The 14,957-nt window shown below is 56.6% G+C and carries 14 protein-coding genes; 6 read left to right on the top strand and 8 right to left on the bottom strand.

Annotation, left to right across the window (positions count from 1 at the left end):
- Positions 1 to 285: 285 nt before the first annotated feature.
- Positions 286 to 1,305 carry an IS110 family transposase gene (locus RBB32_RS19795; protein WP_306155299.1) on the top strand — a complete coding sequence of 340 codons (1,020 nt, stop codon included), beginning with the start codon at positions 286 to 288 and terminating at the stop codon, positions 1,303 to 1,305.
- 457 nt (positions 1,306 to 1,762) lie between these two features.
- On the opposite strand, the gene RBB32_RS19790 is transcribed toward RBB32_RS19795, so the two are convergent.
- Positions 1,763 to 2,482, bottom strand: coding sequence for a putative quinol monooxygenase (locus RBB32_RS19790; protein WP_165810150.1), 720 nt, complete (start codon positions 2,480 to 2,482; stop codon positions 1,763 to 1,765).
- Positions 2,483 to 2,585: 103 nt separating this feature from the next.
- On the opposite strand from RBB32_RS19790, the gene RBB32_RS19785 reads away from it, so the two are divergent.
- Entirely contained in the window at positions 2,586 to 3,515 is a 930-nt protein-coding gene (locus tag RBB32_RS19785) for a LysR family transcriptional regulator (RefSeq protein WP_306155295.1), read from the top strand.
- A gap of 418 nt (positions 3,516 to 3,933) precedes the next feature.
- On the opposite strand, the gene RBB32_RS19780 is transcribed toward RBB32_RS19785, so the two are convergent.
- The 4 genes from RBB32_RS19780 to RBB32_RS19765 all read right to left on the bottom strand — a co-directional run bounded on the left by RBB32_RS19780 (position 3,934) and on the right by RBB32_RS19765 (position 8,009).
- The gene (locus RBB32_RS19780; RefSeq protein WP_306155293.1) at positions 3,934 to 5,133 is read right to left on the bottom strand and encodes a serine hydrolase; all 1,200 of its coding nucleotides are present in this window, start codon (positions 5,131 to 5,133) and stop codon (positions 3,934 to 3,936) included.
- A 96-nt stretch (positions 5,134 to 5,229) separates the two neighbouring features.
- On the bottom strand, positions 5,230 to 6,312 hold the full coding sequence (locus RBB32_RS19775) for an AraC family transcriptional regulator (RefSeq protein ID WP_371931090.1): 1,083 nt from the start codon (positions 6,310 to 6,312) through the stop codon (positions 5,230 to 5,232).
- Between the two features lie 247 nt (positions 6,313 to 6,559).
- Positions 6,560 to 7,498: an ArdC family protein gene (locus tag RBB32_RS19770; RefSeq protein WP_306155286.1), complete on the bottom strand. Its 939-nt coding sequence runs from the start codon at positions 7,496 to 7,498 to the stop codon at positions 6,560 to 6,562.
- A 46-nt stretch (positions 7,499 to 7,544) separates the two neighbouring features.
- Positions 7,545 to 8,009, bottom strand: coding sequence for a hypothetical protein (locus RBB32_RS19765; RefSeq protein ID WP_306155284.1), 465 nt, complete (start codon positions 8,007 to 8,009; stop codon positions 7,545 to 7,547).
- A gap of 317 nt (positions 8,010 to 8,326) precedes the next feature.
- On the opposite strand from RBB32_RS19765, the gene RBB32_RS19760 reads away from it, so the two are divergent.
- Positions 8,327 to 9,535 carry a Fic family protein gene (locus RBB32_RS19760; protein ID WP_306155301.1) on the top strand — a complete coding sequence of 403 codons (1,209 nt, stop codon included), beginning with the start codon at positions 8,327 to 8,329 and terminating at the stop codon, positions 9,533 to 9,535.
- Between the two features lie 229 nt (positions 9,536 to 9,764).
- Here the strand turns inward: RBB32_RS19760 and repC are convergent, their stop codons facing one another.
- The 3 genes from repC to repA all read right to left on the bottom strand — a co-directional run bounded on the left by repC (position 9,765) and on the right by repA (position 13,226).
- Positions 9,765 to 10,820, bottom strand: coding sequence for a plasmid replication protein RepC (gene repC / locus RBB32_RS19755; RefSeq protein WP_306155282.1), 1,056 nt, complete (start codon positions 10,818 to 10,820; stop codon positions 9,765 to 9,767).
- A gap of 238 nt (positions 10,821 to 11,058) precedes the next feature.
- On the bottom strand, positions 11,059 to 12,027 hold the full coding sequence (gene repB, locus RBB32_RS19750) for a plasmid partitioning protein RepB (protein ID WP_306155279.1): 969 nt from the start codon (positions 12,025 to 12,027) through the stop codon (positions 11,059 to 11,061).
- On the bottom strand, positions 12,027 to 13,226 hold the full coding sequence (repA, locus tag RBB32_RS19745) for a plasmid partitioning protein RepA (protein ID WP_306155277.1): 1,200 nt from the start codon (positions 13,224 to 13,226) through the stop codon (positions 12,027 to 12,029). Before repA ends, repB begins: the two co-directional genes overlap by 1 nt.
- A 461-nt stretch (positions 13,227 to 13,687) precedes the next feature.
- Here repA and RBB32_RS19740 point away from each other — a divergent pair, with 461 nt between their 5' ends.
- The 3 genes from RBB32_RS19740 (at position 13,688) to RBB32_RS19730 (ending at position 14,918) form a co-directional block, all read left to right on the top strand.
- Positions 13,688 to 13,915 (top strand): AbrB/MazE/SpoVT family DNA-binding domain-containing protein, encoded by a 228-nt coding sequence (locus tag RBB32_RS19740; RefSeq protein WP_067623053.1) that lies wholly within the window; start codon positions 13,688 to 13,690, stop codon positions 13,913 to 13,915.
- A 371-nt stretch (positions 13,916 to 14,286) separates the two neighbouring features.
- Positions 14,287 to 14,628 carry a type II toxin-antitoxin system RelE/ParE family toxin gene (locus RBB32_RS19735; protein WP_306155275.1) on the top strand — a complete coding sequence of 114 codons (342 nt, stop codon included), beginning with the start codon at positions 14,287 to 14,289 and terminating at the stop codon, positions 14,626 to 14,628.
- Positions 14,625 to 14,918, top strand: a complete 294-nt coding sequence (locus RBB32_RS19730) for a DNA-binding transcriptional regulator (RefSeq protein WP_103764501.1) — start codon at positions 14,625 to 14,627, stop codon at positions 14,916 to 14,918. Before RBB32_RS19735 ends, RBB32_RS19730 begins: the two co-directional genes overlap by 4 nt.
- Positions 14,919 to 14,957 lie beyond the last annotated feature (39 nt).

The raw sequence follows: 14,957 nt of genomic DNA, 5'->3' as shown, positions 1-14,957 counted from the left end.
GCAACGGCACTTCAGATCATGCTGACAAACAAGCGAAACGTGCTCGATTCGCCGAAAGCCCCATTACGGCATCTTTTTCTTTTCCGCTCAGCCACTAGGCGACATCAAACCCTACCTGTCCAGAACAGTTCAGAAATTCAGCTCGGCACACTCCGAAGACCTCTGCATCTGCCTGTCAGAATGGAGCTTTCGGCCCGTTGCGGATGAGGTGGATGGCTCCTGCTCCATCGGCATCGAACGTGCCAAAGTGCAGTTGTCATCGACTGCAAGGAAAGGAGCCACCCAATGACAGTAAAGACCGTGGGCCTGGATTTGGCCAAGGACGTTTTCCAAGTACACTGCGTTTCCGCCACCGGACGCAAGATCATCAATAAGAAGATCAAGCGGGCGAAGCTTCTGGCATTCTTCGAGACCTTGCCGAGATGTGTGGTCGGCATGGAAGCCTGTGGTTCTGCACATCATTGGGGCCGCGAGCTCCGTAAGTTGGGCCATGATGTTCGGCTCATGCCTGCCGCCTACGTCAAACCCTATGTGAAGCGCGGCAAGACAGATGCGGCAGATGCTGAAGCGATCTGTGAAGCCGTGCGTCGCCCCACCATGCGATTTGTCGAGATCAAATCAGAAGATCAGCAAGCTGTTCTTGCCATCCATCGTGTCCGGGATCTTGTCGTGCGCCAGCGCACCCAGGTTGTGAACATGATCCGCAGTATCCTGAGGGAGTTCGGGCACATTCTGCCGACGGGCGTCGAGGCCGTGTCGAAGTTTGCCCGAGAGCATGGGACCGACGACCAGCTGGAAATGCCTGAGATCGCAGACGGCATTCTCGGAGTGATGTGCCATCAGCTGAATAGCCTCAATGCGCGTATCGATGGGCTGACCAAACTGATCGAGCAACATGCATGGCTGGACGCCGATGCCCGGCGGCTGATGCGTATGCCCGGGATTGGCCCGATCACGGCGTCTGCCATCGTTGCAACCATCGGAGATGCAAAACAGTTCAGGACCGGACGGGATCTGGCGGCGTGGCTGGGGCTGACACCCCTGAATAAGTCGAGTGGTGGAAAGGAACGTCTTGGGCGGATCACCAAGAAGGGTGACCGGTATATCAGAAAGCTGTTGATCGTCGGAATGACATCACGGGCGCTGATGGCAAAGAACAAGCCAGAGAAAGCCGATACTTGGACTGCCAAGATACTGGCCGAGAAGCCATTCCGGCTCGCGACCGTTGCCATGGCAAACAAATCCGCCCGGATCATCTGGGCGCTACTGACAAAACGAGAGGAGTACCGGCAGCCGGTCGCCTGATCGGATCAACCTGCCAAGAGATGCAAGACGCTTGATGTGATGATGCGAAACGAAGTCAACCAAAAGCAAGGACACTCCGACGAATGTCGCGGCCCCCAGAGGTCGTTGAGCCGATAGGAACCTTGCTTGCGGAACTCATCAGGGCCAGTGGCAATAGCCACACAAACAGGCCGGACACACGACTGTACTGACAGACCATCGCGATTACAGAAATCTCTTGCAATGCAGGAGCCATCCACACATGCCGTTCGCTTCTTAGCCGGGCGCTGCGGCGCAGCTTCGTCGAACCGGTCATTCGTCCATCGCGCAGCATTTTCGGAGGGTGAAGGTCGGCAGAGCGGACAGAGCACCAGTTCGCTGCGCTTGCTCGAACGGCCGCTATGGGGTGAATCCAAATTCAAATGGCAAAGCGCCCGATGGGTTGCACCGGGCACTTCTTTCTCAAGTCACCTCGAGATTACTTAGTAGCGAGGATGTCGAAATTGTGGACGTTTGCCAACACACCGTCATCCCATCCGCCAGAGACCAATTCTGGAGCCTTTTCATTCAGGAGTCCGGCGACTTGTCCGGCAAAGTGCGCTTCGCGGCCAGAGTTGTCGGCAAAGATGTCGAAGATGGCAAAGTTGTTCTCGTCAATCTGCAGCGCCGCCCAGAACAATGTCTTGGGTTCGGTATCTGCGACGATGGGGCCGGCGGCGGTCAGCAAGGCTGCCAATTCGGGGCCTTTACCTGGAGCAGCTTCGAGCTTGATGTAAGTTGCGGTCGTTGCCGTGTAGAGATCAACCGGCGCCTTTACCGACAGGACATCGGAGTTGTTGATATTCGCGACAACACCGTCGTCCCATCCTCCGTCGACCAGCGCGTCCGCGTTTTGGTTCAAAGCCGCAGCAACCGCTCCTGAGAAATGAGCGTCGCGTGCTTCTTCATCTGCGAAGATGTCAAAGATTGCGAGCGTATCGTCGGCTTGCAGAGCAAACCAAAGTACGGTGCCCGGCTCTGTTTCTCGCACGATCGGTGCGGCACCAGCCAGAAACTCCGCGAAGGCTTCGGTCTGGCCTTCGGCGGCGGGCATGGCGATGTAGCTGGCAGTATGATTTTCCATCGGGTTGTCCTGTGCAGTTGCAGAAGTTGTGATCAGAGCCAGTGCGGCGAATGCCTGAAGGACTTGCGTTTTCATGGTCGTCTCCCGGTTTGAAGTGCATCGTGGTTGGTTTCGATGCACTCTTGTCTCATGCCGGATGCGTCGGACTCCAATTCCGAAATTCTATTCTTTGATAGACATGGGCTATCGTAGTTGGTTTGATGGCCTGAACAGGGATGTGACGGAGAATGCGGCGATGGAAATGAACCAGATCAGGTATTTTCTCGCTGTCTGCGAGCACCGAAACTTTACCCACGCAGCCAGTGCCGCCAATGTCTCCCAACCTTCCTTGACGACTGCGATCAAGAAACTTGAAGACGAGCTTGGAGGTGAACTGTTTGTCAGAGACCGTGCGGGATGCAGGCTTACCGCCCTCGGAAAACTCATGCAGCCAAGGTTGCGGAAGGTTCACGATGAGACGCTACAGGCTAAGGCAGAAGCGATCCGTCATGTGCGCTTGGAGCGGGTTCCAATCTCTGTCGGTGTCGGCGAAACGATTGGCCACAACAGAATTTCGGCTGCTATGGAGCGCACTCGTACGCGATTGCCGCAAGCCGAAATCGAATTGATCGTTGCGTCATCCTCTGAGCTTCTTGCCGGGTTGCGGGATTGTGAATTTGACGTTGTAGTCAGCGCAGAGAAGGTCAGTGAAGACCTCTATCGCATAGACCGTCTCTATGAAGAGGATTACAAGGTCGTGGTGTCAAAGTCGCACCCGTTGTCTGAACTAAATGCGATTCCTCTTTCGACTCTTGCTGGAACTGATATGCTTGACCGACTAAATTGCGAAATGCGGGATGCTTTGCATGGGACCTGCGCGGATCATGGTCACGAACTCTACGCGGCCTATCGGTCAAATCGCGTGGATTGGTTAGTTGAACTCGCGCGGCAAGGGTCAGGTGCGGTGATCCTGCCAGCCACCGCAATTCCTTCGGACATGGGCCTTGTGTCGAAACCCTTCGATGGTCTTGAAATATCAAGAACTGTTTTGGCTCTTCGATATCGGCACCAAACGACGAGACCAGAGACAAATGACCTGATCCGTGAGATGACGCGCACGCCAGCGTAGTGAGGTCGGTAACCGACATTCGCCCATAGTGCAGCATTCGTCACTTTGGGCTCGAAGCGGACCTGCGGCAGCGCGGCGGGAACGCTCGTTCGGGTTGGACTTTGGCCGTCGCTCCCGGCCGATTCTGTTGAAAAACTCTGCAACCTGAAAATCGCCTCAAAATTTTGGAACAGCGTTCCCGCATGTCGCCCTTGGGCAAACTGTGTTTGAGCGACGGAGCTTTCGCGGGAGGATGTTCTGCAGATTTGCTACTTCTTCGCAGCACACCGACTTTTTCAACACAATCGGCCCTTAGCGGACGTTCGGTCCAAACCCGTCCAATGGCTTCTTTATCTCATAACCTATCTAAGGCGTGAAAACCGGCAAGTCGGACGGGGCGCGCCTGCGCCCCGCCCTTCGGCATAGCAGGAAAATGCCGTTATTGCCCCGAGAGGGCCGCGTAGACCGCGCTCTCGAAATCCATATACCCTGGAAAGGAGACCCCATCTGCGAACGGCAGGATCTGCGTTGCCCAGTAGCCGCCGATCCCATTCTTTCGATCTATCCAATAGTAGCTGTTCGCCAGCCCGGCCCAGCCGATGGCGCCGGCCGGGCGCCCGGTGGACGCGTCTTCGGTGTTGACCATGAAGGTGTAGGACCAGTCCTTGGGTATGCCCGGAAAGAACTCTGCATCATTCGAAAGCGAGGGAATGACGCCGGGCAGCATGGTGACTTTCTGCGGTGGGACAAGTGCGCCCTGCACGGCCCATTCGACGGTTTCGGGTTTCAGGACCCGCCCGTTCGGACCGGCACCGTCGTTCAACCACATGCGGATAAACTTCATGTATTCCGGCACAGTCGCGTAGAGACCGTGGCCGCCCATGTGGACCTCAGGGTCATCAGGTAGTGCGAAGTCGTCCATCGGGGTCAGCCCGCCATCCTCGCCCCGCGCGTGGATGGTCGCGGTCCGCTCCTTCATGTCGGGCGTCCGGGTAAAGGCGATATCCTGCATGCCGAGCTGGTCGAAGATCCTCTCTTTCATAACCTCGCCCAGGCGTTTGCCGCGGATGCCTTCGACGACCTGTCCGACCCAGTCGATGTTCGTGCCGTATTCCCACTTCGTGCCCGGATCGAATAGCAGCGGGGTTTCGATGCAGGCGCGGCTGCCGGTGACGACAGAGGGCTGGCCCTGCTCTTCGGCGAGGCGCTTATAGGTCTCGTTAAAGAAATCATAGCCAAAACCGGCCGTGTGCAGCATCAGTTGGCGGGTCGTGACATCACTTTTGGGGGCGCGCAGTCTGGGGGTGCCGTCCGCGTCGAACCCGTCGATCACCTTCAACTCACCGATGGCCGGGGCGTAGTTTTTCGCAGGCGCATCGAGGTCCAACAAACCCTCCTCGACACATTGCAGGGCTGTGGTGCCAGCGATTGCCTTGGTGGTCGAGAAGATGGCGAAGACCGTGTCCTCCGTCATTGCGTCGCCGTCCAGCCGCCGCTCTCCGGCCGCGCCGGCGTAGATATCGCCATTGCGGTCCGTTGCCATCGCGACAACCCCGGGCACACGCGACGGACCGGTGCCCAGTCCGTTCAGAACGGCGTCACACCGGATTTTCAGATCGTTTGGGTTGATGCCCTTCATTGGTTCCTCCCTTGAAGATGTGAAGAGAAGAATGCGGAACACTGATCGGCCGCGCTGTTCGCAACCGGTATGTTCTGTCCGATTTCGGAAACGAAGTCAGTGCGGGCGGACGCGTCGTGCGACCCGACCACGCGTCTGCGACGGCGTTTCTCCGAACCTTTCTCGATACCGGCCGGCCAGAGCGCCGAAGTTCGAAAAGCCCCAGTCTGCGGCGATCACGGTGACGGTCACATTGGCTGGCAAAGTTTCAAGATCCCGGCGAAAGCCGTCAAGCCGCCGCGCCACGAGGAATGCCCGAGGCGAAATACCTCGAAACTTCTGAAATCCGCCGGACAGTGTCCTTGCAGAAACGCCGACACGCTTGGCCACATCGCCGATTGAAGGTGCTTCGCGCGCTTCGGCTTCCATGATCTCCTCGGCCGCGCGAACGTAACCGGGGGCTGCACAGCGGGCCCCGGTCTCAAGGCTCAACCCAGCGGCCGATGCCCACTGTCGCAGAAGTTCGACGCAAAGCATCTCTTCGATATGCCGCACCAAGACTGCGTCGGATGAGACTTCGCCCGCGCGCGTTAAGGCACGGGTGGCATAATCGAGAAGCGCGGGCCAGGCTGAGTTGGGGCCGCCGATCTTGACACGGCTCGTCCACAGGCGGTCATCCGGCACGAAACCGAACCACCTCTCGGCCGTATCAACCATCGCCTGATGCGGGATCGTGAGGTTCAGCTGCATATGGTCGGGATCACCCTCAAGCCAGTATTCGGCTCGGGAGCAATCTACGACAAAGCTTTCCCCGGCAGCGGTTGCAATAGAGCCACCATCGGTTTGATGATCCAATGCCCCGCGCAGGGTGTTAAGAACAAGGATGTTTCCGGCATCAGGATCGAAACGGTCAAGGTGAATGCCGGTGCCGTAGGCAAACCGGGTCATGGTCACACAGCCCGCCTTCGCCGAAATCATGGTCGCATCCGGCAGGGACAAGCGATCCAAAGGCCGCACCCGATATCGCATATAGACCGACCGGCAGAAGTCCTCCACTTCGTCCCAATCAGCTGAATGGGTTTTCTGCCGGTGCCTGATCGGCGCCCCTAACGAATCCAAAACAAGTGCATGTTCCAGCAAAACCCCGCTCCTCCTCGTGGTTCCATTCTCAATGTAACACGATATTGGCGAGGTAGACATCGGGCATTGGTCGTAGAGAAATGAACGTGTTGGTGGGGACGCGCCGACACGGTCGCGATCTGGCGTAGGTTCTGATCGAGCGCGTTGTCCCCCCGGCGTGTGAGGCTCTACAATGCCGACATTGGTTCAAGCCGCAGCGAATGACCGCTCCCCGCCGATGGTGCTTTTCGCTGCACGCGCAGTGTTTCAAAACAGCTATTGACCTCAGAGACGTCAAGATCGCTTTTCCATTTTACCGGATGGGCAATCAAGCGGCCTGGGCGCCCTCCCCTGCCCTGCCCGCCTCCGATCTGGCGATCAGGTAGTCGCAGGCACGTTGCGCATCGGCGGCGTGCTTGAAGATCGCGTTCTTGTCCGAGCGCAGGACCCGCAACCAGTTGTGGAGGTAGGCGGCATTCATCTCGAGCGTATGCGCCGTGAAGCCGAGCGTCTGACCCAGGAACGCCGAGGTCAATTCCGCGACGATCTCCTCGCGCGCATAGGACGTGTTGCCAAACTTCGAGAACCCGAAATCGCGGTTCAGTCGATGCGGGGCTTTCGTGGCATGGGCCAGTTCATGGGCCCAGACTCCGTAGAAATTGCGCGGGTCCTGGAACCGCGTGATGGATGGCATGTAAACCTTGTCCACGGGCGGCAAATAGTACGCCTCCGTGCCCGTGAAGACGGTTGTGATGTCGATGGCATCGAAAAACGCCTGCATGTGCGGGATGGGCTCGGACGGCGGATGCTCGGGCACGGGCACCGGGTCGGGGAAGAAGCTGTCGGGCAAGCCCTCGATCTGGCAGGCATTGAAAACGCGGTAGGATTTCTGGAAGCGGAAAATGCGAGCCTCCTCGGAGCGATCATCCCCGTCGCTGCGGTTATCCTCATCGCCGGCGTCTTTCCGGCTTCGGCCGTAGTAGACAACGACAGAGGACTTCTCGCCTTTGCGGACCTTCGCGTCCAAGGCATTGGCCTGCGGCAGCGTCATCCAGAAGGGCGAGCTATGGCCCGCCATCACGGTGCGCATGGTCAGCAGGAAGTTGTTGACCCCTTGGTAGGGCTCACCGCCGACGCGCAAGGGTCGAGAGCTGCCGCCTGCGGTCCATGGCTTGCGCCACGGCAGGACGCCGCGCTCTATGATGCGGATGATTTCATTCGTGATGACCTCGGAGGCATCGAATTTGGTCGTGCGGGATCGGGCCATGGCTGGCCTCCTTTCGAGTTTTGGTGAGAGGAAATGGTGATCAGACTTACTGACGGGGCCGCGGATCGTTGAGGATCCTCGCGCCGAGCCCTTCGACGGTGTCGATGCAGGTGGTCAGCAAGACAGCCCTGCTTGCATCCGAATGGTCATGGTTTTCCGATCCGTCCCGCGCCACCCGCGGCAGGTTCGCGAAGGCGATGACATCGGTGACGGGTCGGATATCGATGAACGGGGTGCCTCGTGCGACCGCAAGAGTGGCCAAGGGAAAGCGCTCGATCGGCGCGAAGGTCGAAACGGTGGTCCAGCCGAGATGGATGAATGTCCCGCCCTCCCCGCAGATCACATGCGCGTTTGGCAATGACGCCGCCTGCTTCAGATAGCCGAGATCGCGGAGAACGGCTTTTCGCTCGAGCTGCTGTGCCAGCGCCGTCTGACCAGTTCGGCGCAGCTCTCTATGCCGCCACCACGAGGCTGCGGTTGCGCGGAGCACACGCAAGACACCTGTTTGCATGGGAATGCCCTTCATCCGGTACGACAGACCGGAACCCGGCCCGGACCCATCTGAGGGACCCCAAAGACCCTCATCCGTCAGTCACAAAACCCGAAGAACACTTTCACTTTTTCCGGGTACGGACCCTGTCCTTCTTAAAAACCAATAGGTCCTCAACAAACGGCTCAATACTGGGCCGTCTCCAGAAGCCCTTGATTTGGAACAGCAAATTCAGATCGGCAGGCAAGATCGGCAACAGATATCGGCAAAACCTTGCCTGCGACGCCAAAATGTGTATATTTATCAATTACTTTGTTAACATAGAAGATCGGCAAAAAATGCTGGAAACACCCGCCAGGATCGAACCCTGCTTCTTCGAAGAGCATATTCCTACAGAATTGGCAGACCTTTCGGTCGACATCCAAAGGGAAGCCACCGGGCTGGGACAAGGCCTGCATCCTGACAGCGCAGCCGAGCTCGCCGATCTCGTCCGCGTGATGAACTGCTACTATTCCAACCTGATCGAAGGACACAACACGCGCCCCCGCGACATCGAAAAGGCATTGGCGGGCGCCGAGCTTGAGGAAGAAACCCGCCCTCTCGCCCTTGAAGCCCGGGCGCACGTCATCGTTCAACGGGCCATCGACGAGATGCATCACGAGGGGACCCTGCCCCGCCCCACATCCGTCGAATTCCTGACTTGGGTCCATAAGAGCTTCTATGACGAGATGCCTGACGAGTTTCGGGTCATCGAACATCCCGACGGCACGCAAGAACCCATCGTTCCGGGACGCATGCGCCAAGACAGTGATCGAGAAGTTGTGGTCGGGCGGCACCTACCCCCCTCTTCATCGCGCGTCGCGGCGTTCATGGACCACTTCGACAAACGGTTTCAAATTGCCGCGCGGTCTTCAAGCGGACGGATCATCGCAGTCGCCTCTGCACATCACCGGCTGAACTACATCCACCCTTTCCCGGATGGTAACGGGCGCGTCAGCAGACTGATGTCTCATGCCATGGCCCTCACAGCGGGGATTGGCGGTCAAGGGCTCTGGTCCGTATCACGTGGGCTGGCCCGCGGGCTAACCGATCGGGGCGAGTACAAACGGATGATGGATCTGGCCGACAGCCCACGCCGCGGAGACCGCGACGGACGGGGGAACCTGTCAGAAGCGGCACTGAAGACGTTCAGTGGATGGTTCCTAAAGGTGACGCTCGACCAGATCACCTTCTCAGCAAGATTGTTCGATCTCGGCGGGTTGGACCAACGGTATCGTCGTCTTGTTGCAGATACCATGGATGACAAACGTGCGCCGGAACTGATCTCGGCGGTACTTCGGCATGGCGCACTGGAACGAGGCGACGCGCAAGTTGTGCTCAAGACGTCCGAGCGTACGGCTCGCAACACACTGAGTAAACTGACTGCCGCCGGATACCTGACCTCCGCATCTCCGAAGACTCCGGTGCGGTTGGCGTTTCCATTGGACTATCGAGAGCGGCTCTTTCCAAACCTTTTTGGTGAAGGTGACCTGCCGGCGGAGCGCTAGAATTACAACGAGAGAACACTGATCGTATCCTGCAACGATTGGCGGCGGGAACCACTGTGCCCGCTTGGTGTCCAGTTTGTCCACCGCGGTGGACATCTTCTGTTCCGAGGCAAGCTGAAGGATCGCACATCATCGCGTGGGCGGGCCTCGGGTTGACCCCTTTGTGGTGCTCGGAGAGATGGCGCGGTCATAAGCGTGGTTTCCGGTCTGACGTCCACCGCGGTGGACACTAGGCGATACTCTCGTTCGTTTTGGACAAGCGCTTAATCAGAGAGACCGGATCAAATTGGGTTTGACGTTGGCCCAGAGTGATACTGTGAAAGTAGGCTCCAAAATCCCTGATGTGTTGTCCTAGCTGTAGCATGATGAAAATCGCGCATGATGCTTTCTGCGTTCCTACAGTCTTCTTTGCTTTCTCGAACGTTTCTGGGTGTATTCCCATCATTGGAGCAAGATTTCGAGCGTGAGCCTCGATGTCCATCCAATCTCGAAGCTTTTCTGTGGCGAATGCGGTCGCCTGGTCACAGACCGAAGTTAGTAGTTCTGGTTTCAGTGCTTCTTTGCCTACGTTGCTATCTAAATCTTTTTTTCCTTCATCAGACTTAGATTGATGCCGGACAGATTGTCCGTCATTGGCGGGCAGTTGCATTGTTTCTGGTGGATCATCCGGGGTGGATAAACTCTGGCATTCTGCGTCCGTGTCGGAGAGCAGTGCGCGGTATTCGGGGAGGCTTAGCTTCCTGCGTAGAGTTTTTCGTGCGTGGTTGATGAACGTGTTGTTGGGATCATGCTCTTCCAAATGGGCGAGCTTTGTGAGGATCTGTTTGCGGACAAATATCCGATCCCGCCGGTTATTCTCCATTTCTTGCGCGATGGTGATGAGCTCGCTCGCACGTTGGAGCAGGGGTGCAAGCGACAATCCATAACTGATGCACTCCCCGTCGGATGAGCGAACGCGGTAGCGCTTTCGGTTCGAGCTGTCATTGCGCTTGATGAATCCGAGTTCGATGAAGCGGTTGATGTGCCTGCGAAGTGTCCGTTCGTCGATGCCGCCAACTCGTTGGCAGATTGAATTGTTCGACGCAAAAACCGTTTCGCCGTGGCCAGGTTTCAAAAAGCTGAGCATTGCTTGAAGGGTCTGGATGTGGCCAGGGCGAAGCCCGAACACGCTGCGCGCGTCTCTCAGGGCCCGGAAGATGGTCCAGATATCGATTTCAGATGCGGGAGTTGAGCCGCATGATGCATCTGCACCAGCAGCCTCGATTGATAGTTTTGTAAATGCCATGATTTGATCACGATGACCGTTTGGCCCACAGCTTCCCTGTCTCCTCCCAAGATTTTATCTGGGAAAAGGCAACAAAAATCGGTTCACCGAATCGGTGACTCTTGACCGGTTTGCTGGAGGTTGCTACATCATGGGTGCTAATCGAATGATGAGGGCTCTCCAGGGGAAACTTTGGGGGGCTCTTTTCTTTCTGGTCTTCGCTTTTCTCCTTTGCTCGGGTTCCTCTATGTGGCTCGGGTTAAGACCCAGAGCCGCTCTCATTCCGCCAAGTATCGAAGAGTTGCAAAAGCGCGGCTTCTGCACGCTCCTCGAGCCACTGGCCGAATTCCGGGTTGTCCTTTTTGGCGATCTTGATGGCGATCGCTTTCTGATCGACTGTCAGCGTTCCGACAGTGTCGCCGCTCTCATTCTTGACGACGGACGCCACGCCGCGATTGGTCGGTTTTTTGTCTGCACGCGCCTTGTGCGAGCAAGCAGAATAGACCGCCTGAAATCTCTCGGGGCTTGGAGTGTCGTCGGGCAGGGCGGCGATCACCTCTTTGGCCGAATTCACCAAGTCTACCTTTCCCGATAGGGCCGCTAAATCACCCCACTGCCGTCTTCCGATGCCATGTGCCGGCCCGATAAGCTGAACAAGCCCATCAGGCAGTTGATCGATAACGACCCGGTGGTTGGACACACCTTGCCGGGTTAACCCCAAAGCATCCTGAATGACGCCTGGTTTGTACCCAATTTCCTGCATCTCCCTGATAAACAAAGATTTTTCGATGAAAGACGGATCAAGTCGAAGGTTGTTCTCTTGACCCTGTGCAATAAGCGAGGCGTCGTCGTCCAATGTGCGAACGATTGCCTTGACCGTTCCTCCGATCTTGCGGATCGCTGCCAGTCTACGGCGGCCGTAGATGATGCGGTATCTGTCGGGTTGGCCCGATGGGCGGACCATGATCGGCACTTGTTGGCCATGCTTGCGAATGCTCTCGGCAAGCTCGTCGATACTCGTATCTTCCAGCACCAACCGATCGCGAAGGCCATCCATGTCAATCTGATCGGGTTCGATGTCCCGGATCGAATTGGCCGTGATTTCGCGCAAGGAGTCCCGCAAACCGCCAACAGAGCCGGGTAGCTTTGCAGTTTTTTGCAGGGTAGGGGAGGGAGCCGCGCTCTCTTTTTCGTCCTTCGGAGGTTGGTTGAAAATGTTTCTGGCCATCAGCGACGCCCCCATGCCATTTGGATCGTCTGCTCCAGTTCATCGGCAACGCCGTTCACGCTGGTCAGAGCGCGATCAATCGTTTTCCTGATGAACTGGCCGGGATCAACTTCATAGACGGTCTGCTGGGTCATTCCGGCGTCAGAGATTGCGGTAGACTTCAGCATGGGTTCAGTCATGACCTGGCCGGCGAGAATTGATCTCAGGTAGCCAGCCATTTGGGTCTGTGGCCCATCTGACGGCTCATATCTTGTGATCAGGAATTTGACGAAATCCCATGTCACACGGCGTCCAATCGCTTCTTCAACGGCCTTTACCGTTTCTGACGCAAGTTTCAGGAATTGGCTCATAGAAGCGATATCCAGCATGCCTGGCACGACCGTCACCAGGAGCCCTGTAGAGGCCGCCAATGCCGTGAGAGTCAGAAAGCCGAGTTGAGGAGGGCAGTCGATCAGTACGATGTCGTAATTTGCCTCTACCTCCTCGAGTGCCAAGGCGAGGCGCTCCGCAAAAATGGGCTGCATCCGACGGGCGAGCGCGTTTGCTGTCTCGGTTTCGTATTCCGAGAGCATTAAGCCGGCCGGAACCATGTCGAGCTTGTGAAAGTAAGTCTTTTGGATCACGTCGGAGAGCGGGACCTGATCCTCATATCTCAGAGCATCATAGATTGTTCCGCCTTCGGCGAACTCGAGTTCGGGCCGAAAGCCGAAAAATGTGGTCAAACTTGCTTGCGGATCGAGATCCAAGACCAAAACACGGTAGCCGCGCAAGGCGTACCGCTGTGCAAGATGTATCGTCGTTGTTGTTTTCGACGAACCACCTTTGAAATTGACGACAGATAGCACCTGAAGTCGGTCGCCATCGCGTCGACCTGGCCGATAAGATTCGGCATTCTTTCCCGTGCGCTCCAAGATATTGCGCAATTCGTCCACTTCTTGGGCTGTGTAGAACCGGTGCCCGCGGTTATCAGTATGCACTTCCGGGAAGCTACCGTCCTTGTGCCGGTTGCGCAGGTTAGACGTGCTTACGCGCAGGAGACCGGCGACTTCGGTCGAGCTGAAACGCCGCAAGGCTTTCCGCTCTTCGGGTTCGAAGGCGATCTTCATCTGCCGATCCAAGGACTCGGCCAGATTGTCGGCAAACGTGCCGATGTCAGAAGAGCCTATGCCTTGCGCATATCCAACGTTACGATCATCCATATCCTACCGCCCGCTCATGGCCTCTGTTAAGGCTCTTGATCATTTTGACGACGCACAACGCGTCTGACGCAATTTACCGTCAGAATGGGAATGCCACGATCCAGCGAGTCCGGCAAGAAGAATCTAGATGTAGTGGAAAAGTTATCCACAGCACCAATTTCAATCAAGCTGCCGGATCTTGGTTAAGATATTGAAATTGATAATTAAAAACTCGATCTAATGGAGTGCTTCTTCAAAAAAGGGAACCTTACCTGCTGAGAAACAGACCAGGCATTATTGGTCAATGGTACCTTGAACCAGTGCGAACCGAATGATTCTTCAAATTTTTGGACGACAACAGGTTCCGTTGCGATGGCGGATCGGCGCATTTCCGTCGCCGCACCTGCAGGGCGATGGCTTTGCTTGTGGTGCGAGATGGATGTACACTGAACGTTGTTTTATCCATGCCTTGAGAGGACAAGATGCAAGTCGTTAAATGGGGGAGTTATCTAGCTGTCCGTTTGCCCGCCGAACTTGTGCTTGAACTCGGCTTGAAGGAAGGTGATGAGATCGACCTGGTCAAAGACGATGGTGCTGTGCGTGTTCGGCGTAAGCCTCGCGTGGATGAAATCCTCAAAGCACTGAAGCGGTTTCGGGGCAAGCTGCCCAAGGAGACGCGTATGTGTCGCGACGCGGTGCATGAACGCTGAGGCCGCAGATGCGAATGCCGTTTTCCACCTAATTGCAGACGATCCAAATGAGGATCGGGCCGAGGAGATGCAAGGGCAGGGGTCCCGGACCAGTGTCCAGGTGCTGAACGCAGGGGTAGTTAAGTGTCGGAAGAATGCAGGGTTCAGCCGGGAGGACACCGCATCCATTCTTTTGGCACGTCATGACTGGGCTGTTTTCCGAAAGACTAAGCCACTCGACGCTTTCGAGCTGCGATCTACACTTGCCTCAAGCATCTGGTCGAAACGCTGTCAGTTGGGCAATATCCAAGAGTGGCACAAATTGGGTTGCGCTAAGCGCGGTTCGTGTGCCATTGACTTATACGGCAGCGAAGCATAAATGGTAACCTAGAATGACACGATTGCAGACGGTGGTGGAACTGCCCGAATTCCAAAGGCGCGCCAAAGCAATCATGTCGGAACAAGAGCGCGAGGCTGCAATCAACTACATTGCCGGCAATCCTGATGATGAGGTTTCTCTCGGCGGCGGGCTTCGCAAGATTCGCATCCCAAGAGTTGGGGGCGGCAAGAGCGGCGGTTTCAGGACGTTGTATGTATTTGGCGGGAACCATATGCCGATCTTTTTGATCACGGTCTTTGCCAAGAACGAAAAGGCCAACCTGTCCAAGGCTGAACAAGCCGCGGCAGTCGAAATGAGCAAAGCGCTTGTCGCAAGGTATGGAGACGCAACATGACTGCATATGAATCGGTGTCGAAAGGCCTGGAAGAGGCCTTGGCATTCGCAGATGGAAACATGACGGCCGCCAAGGTCCACGAGGTATCCGTTGTGGATGTCGATGTGGCCGAAGTTCGCCAAAGAACTGGTCTCTCACAGGCTGAATTCGCCCGCAGCATAGGAGTAGCAAAGGGTACGCTCTTGAACTGGGAACATGGGCGTAGACACCCGACGGGCCCTGCTCAAGTCCTGCTGGCCTTGATCGCAAAGAAGCCATCGGTGGTGCAGGATCTGCTGCGAGGCGCTTGATCTGTGGTGCAAGGTGATATCCCTTTGACGCTCCTTTCG

This window comes from Roseovarius sp. MMSF_3281, assembly GCF_030733685.1.
Classification (GTDB): Bacteria; Pseudomonadota; Alphaproteobacteria; order Rhodobacterales; family Rhodobacteraceae; genus Roseovarius.
The sequence above is the reverse complement of the archived record's forward strand: the minus strand, read 5'-3'. Positions and strand labels throughout refer to the sequence as shown.

Excerpts from the sequence above, each read along its gene's own strand:
- RBB32_RS19760 (WP_306155301.1), top strand. The coding sequence starts at position 8,327 with ATGCTGGAAACACCCGCCAGGATCGAACCCTGCTTCTTCGAAGAGCAT.
- RBB32_RS19730 (WP_103764501.1), top strand. The coding sequence starts at position 14,625 with ATGACTGCATATGAATCGGTGTCGAAAGGCCTGGAAGAGGCCTTGGCA.
- RBB32_RS19735 (WP_306155275.1), top strand. The coding sequence starts at position 14,287 with ATGACACGATTGCAGACGGTGGTGGAACTGCCCGAATTCCAAAGGCGC.
- repB (WP_306155279.1), bottom strand. The coding sequence starts at position 12,027 with ATGGCCAGAAACATTTTCAACCAACCTCCGAAGGACGAAAAAGAGAGC.
- repC (WP_306155282.1), bottom strand. The coding sequence starts at position 10,820 with ATGGCATTTACAAAACTATCAATCGAGGCTGCTGGTGCAGATGCATCA.
- RBB32_RS19765 (WP_306155284.1), bottom strand. The coding sequence starts at position 8,009 with ATGCAAACAGGTGTCTTGCGTGTGCTCCGCGCAACCGCAGCCTCGTGG.
- RBB32_RS19770 (WP_306155286.1), bottom strand. The coding sequence starts at position 7,498 with ATGGCCCGATCCCGCACGACCAAATTCGATGCCTCCGAGGTCATCACG.
- RBB32_RS19795 (WP_306155299.1), top strand. The coding sequence starts at position 286 with ATGACAGTAAAGACCGTGGGCCTGGATTTGGCCAAGGACGTTTTCCAA.
- RBB32_RS19740 (WP_067623053.1), top strand. The coding sequence starts at position 13,688 with ATGCAAGTCGTTAAATGGGGGAGTTATCTAGCTGTCCGTTTGCCCGCC.
- RBB32_RS19780 (WP_306155293.1), bottom strand. The coding sequence starts at position 5,133 with ATGAAGGGCATCAACCCAAACGATCTGAAAATCCGGTGTGACGCCGTT.
- RBB32_RS19790 (WP_165810150.1), bottom strand. The coding sequence starts at position 2,482 with ATGAAAACGCAAGTCCTTCAGGCATTCGCCGCACTGGCTCTGATCACA.
- RBB32_RS19775 (WP_371931090.1), bottom strand. The coding sequence starts at position 6,312 with ATGTCTACCTCGCCAATATCGTGTTACATTGAGAATGGAACCACGAGG.
- repA (WP_306155277.1), bottom strand. The coding sequence starts at position 13,226 with ATGGATGATCGTAACGTTGGATATGCGCAAGGCATAGGCTCTTCTGAC.
- RBB32_RS19785 (WP_306155295.1), top strand. The coding sequence starts at position 2,586 with ATGGGCTATCGTAGTTGGTTTGATGGCCTGAACAGGGATGTGACGGAG.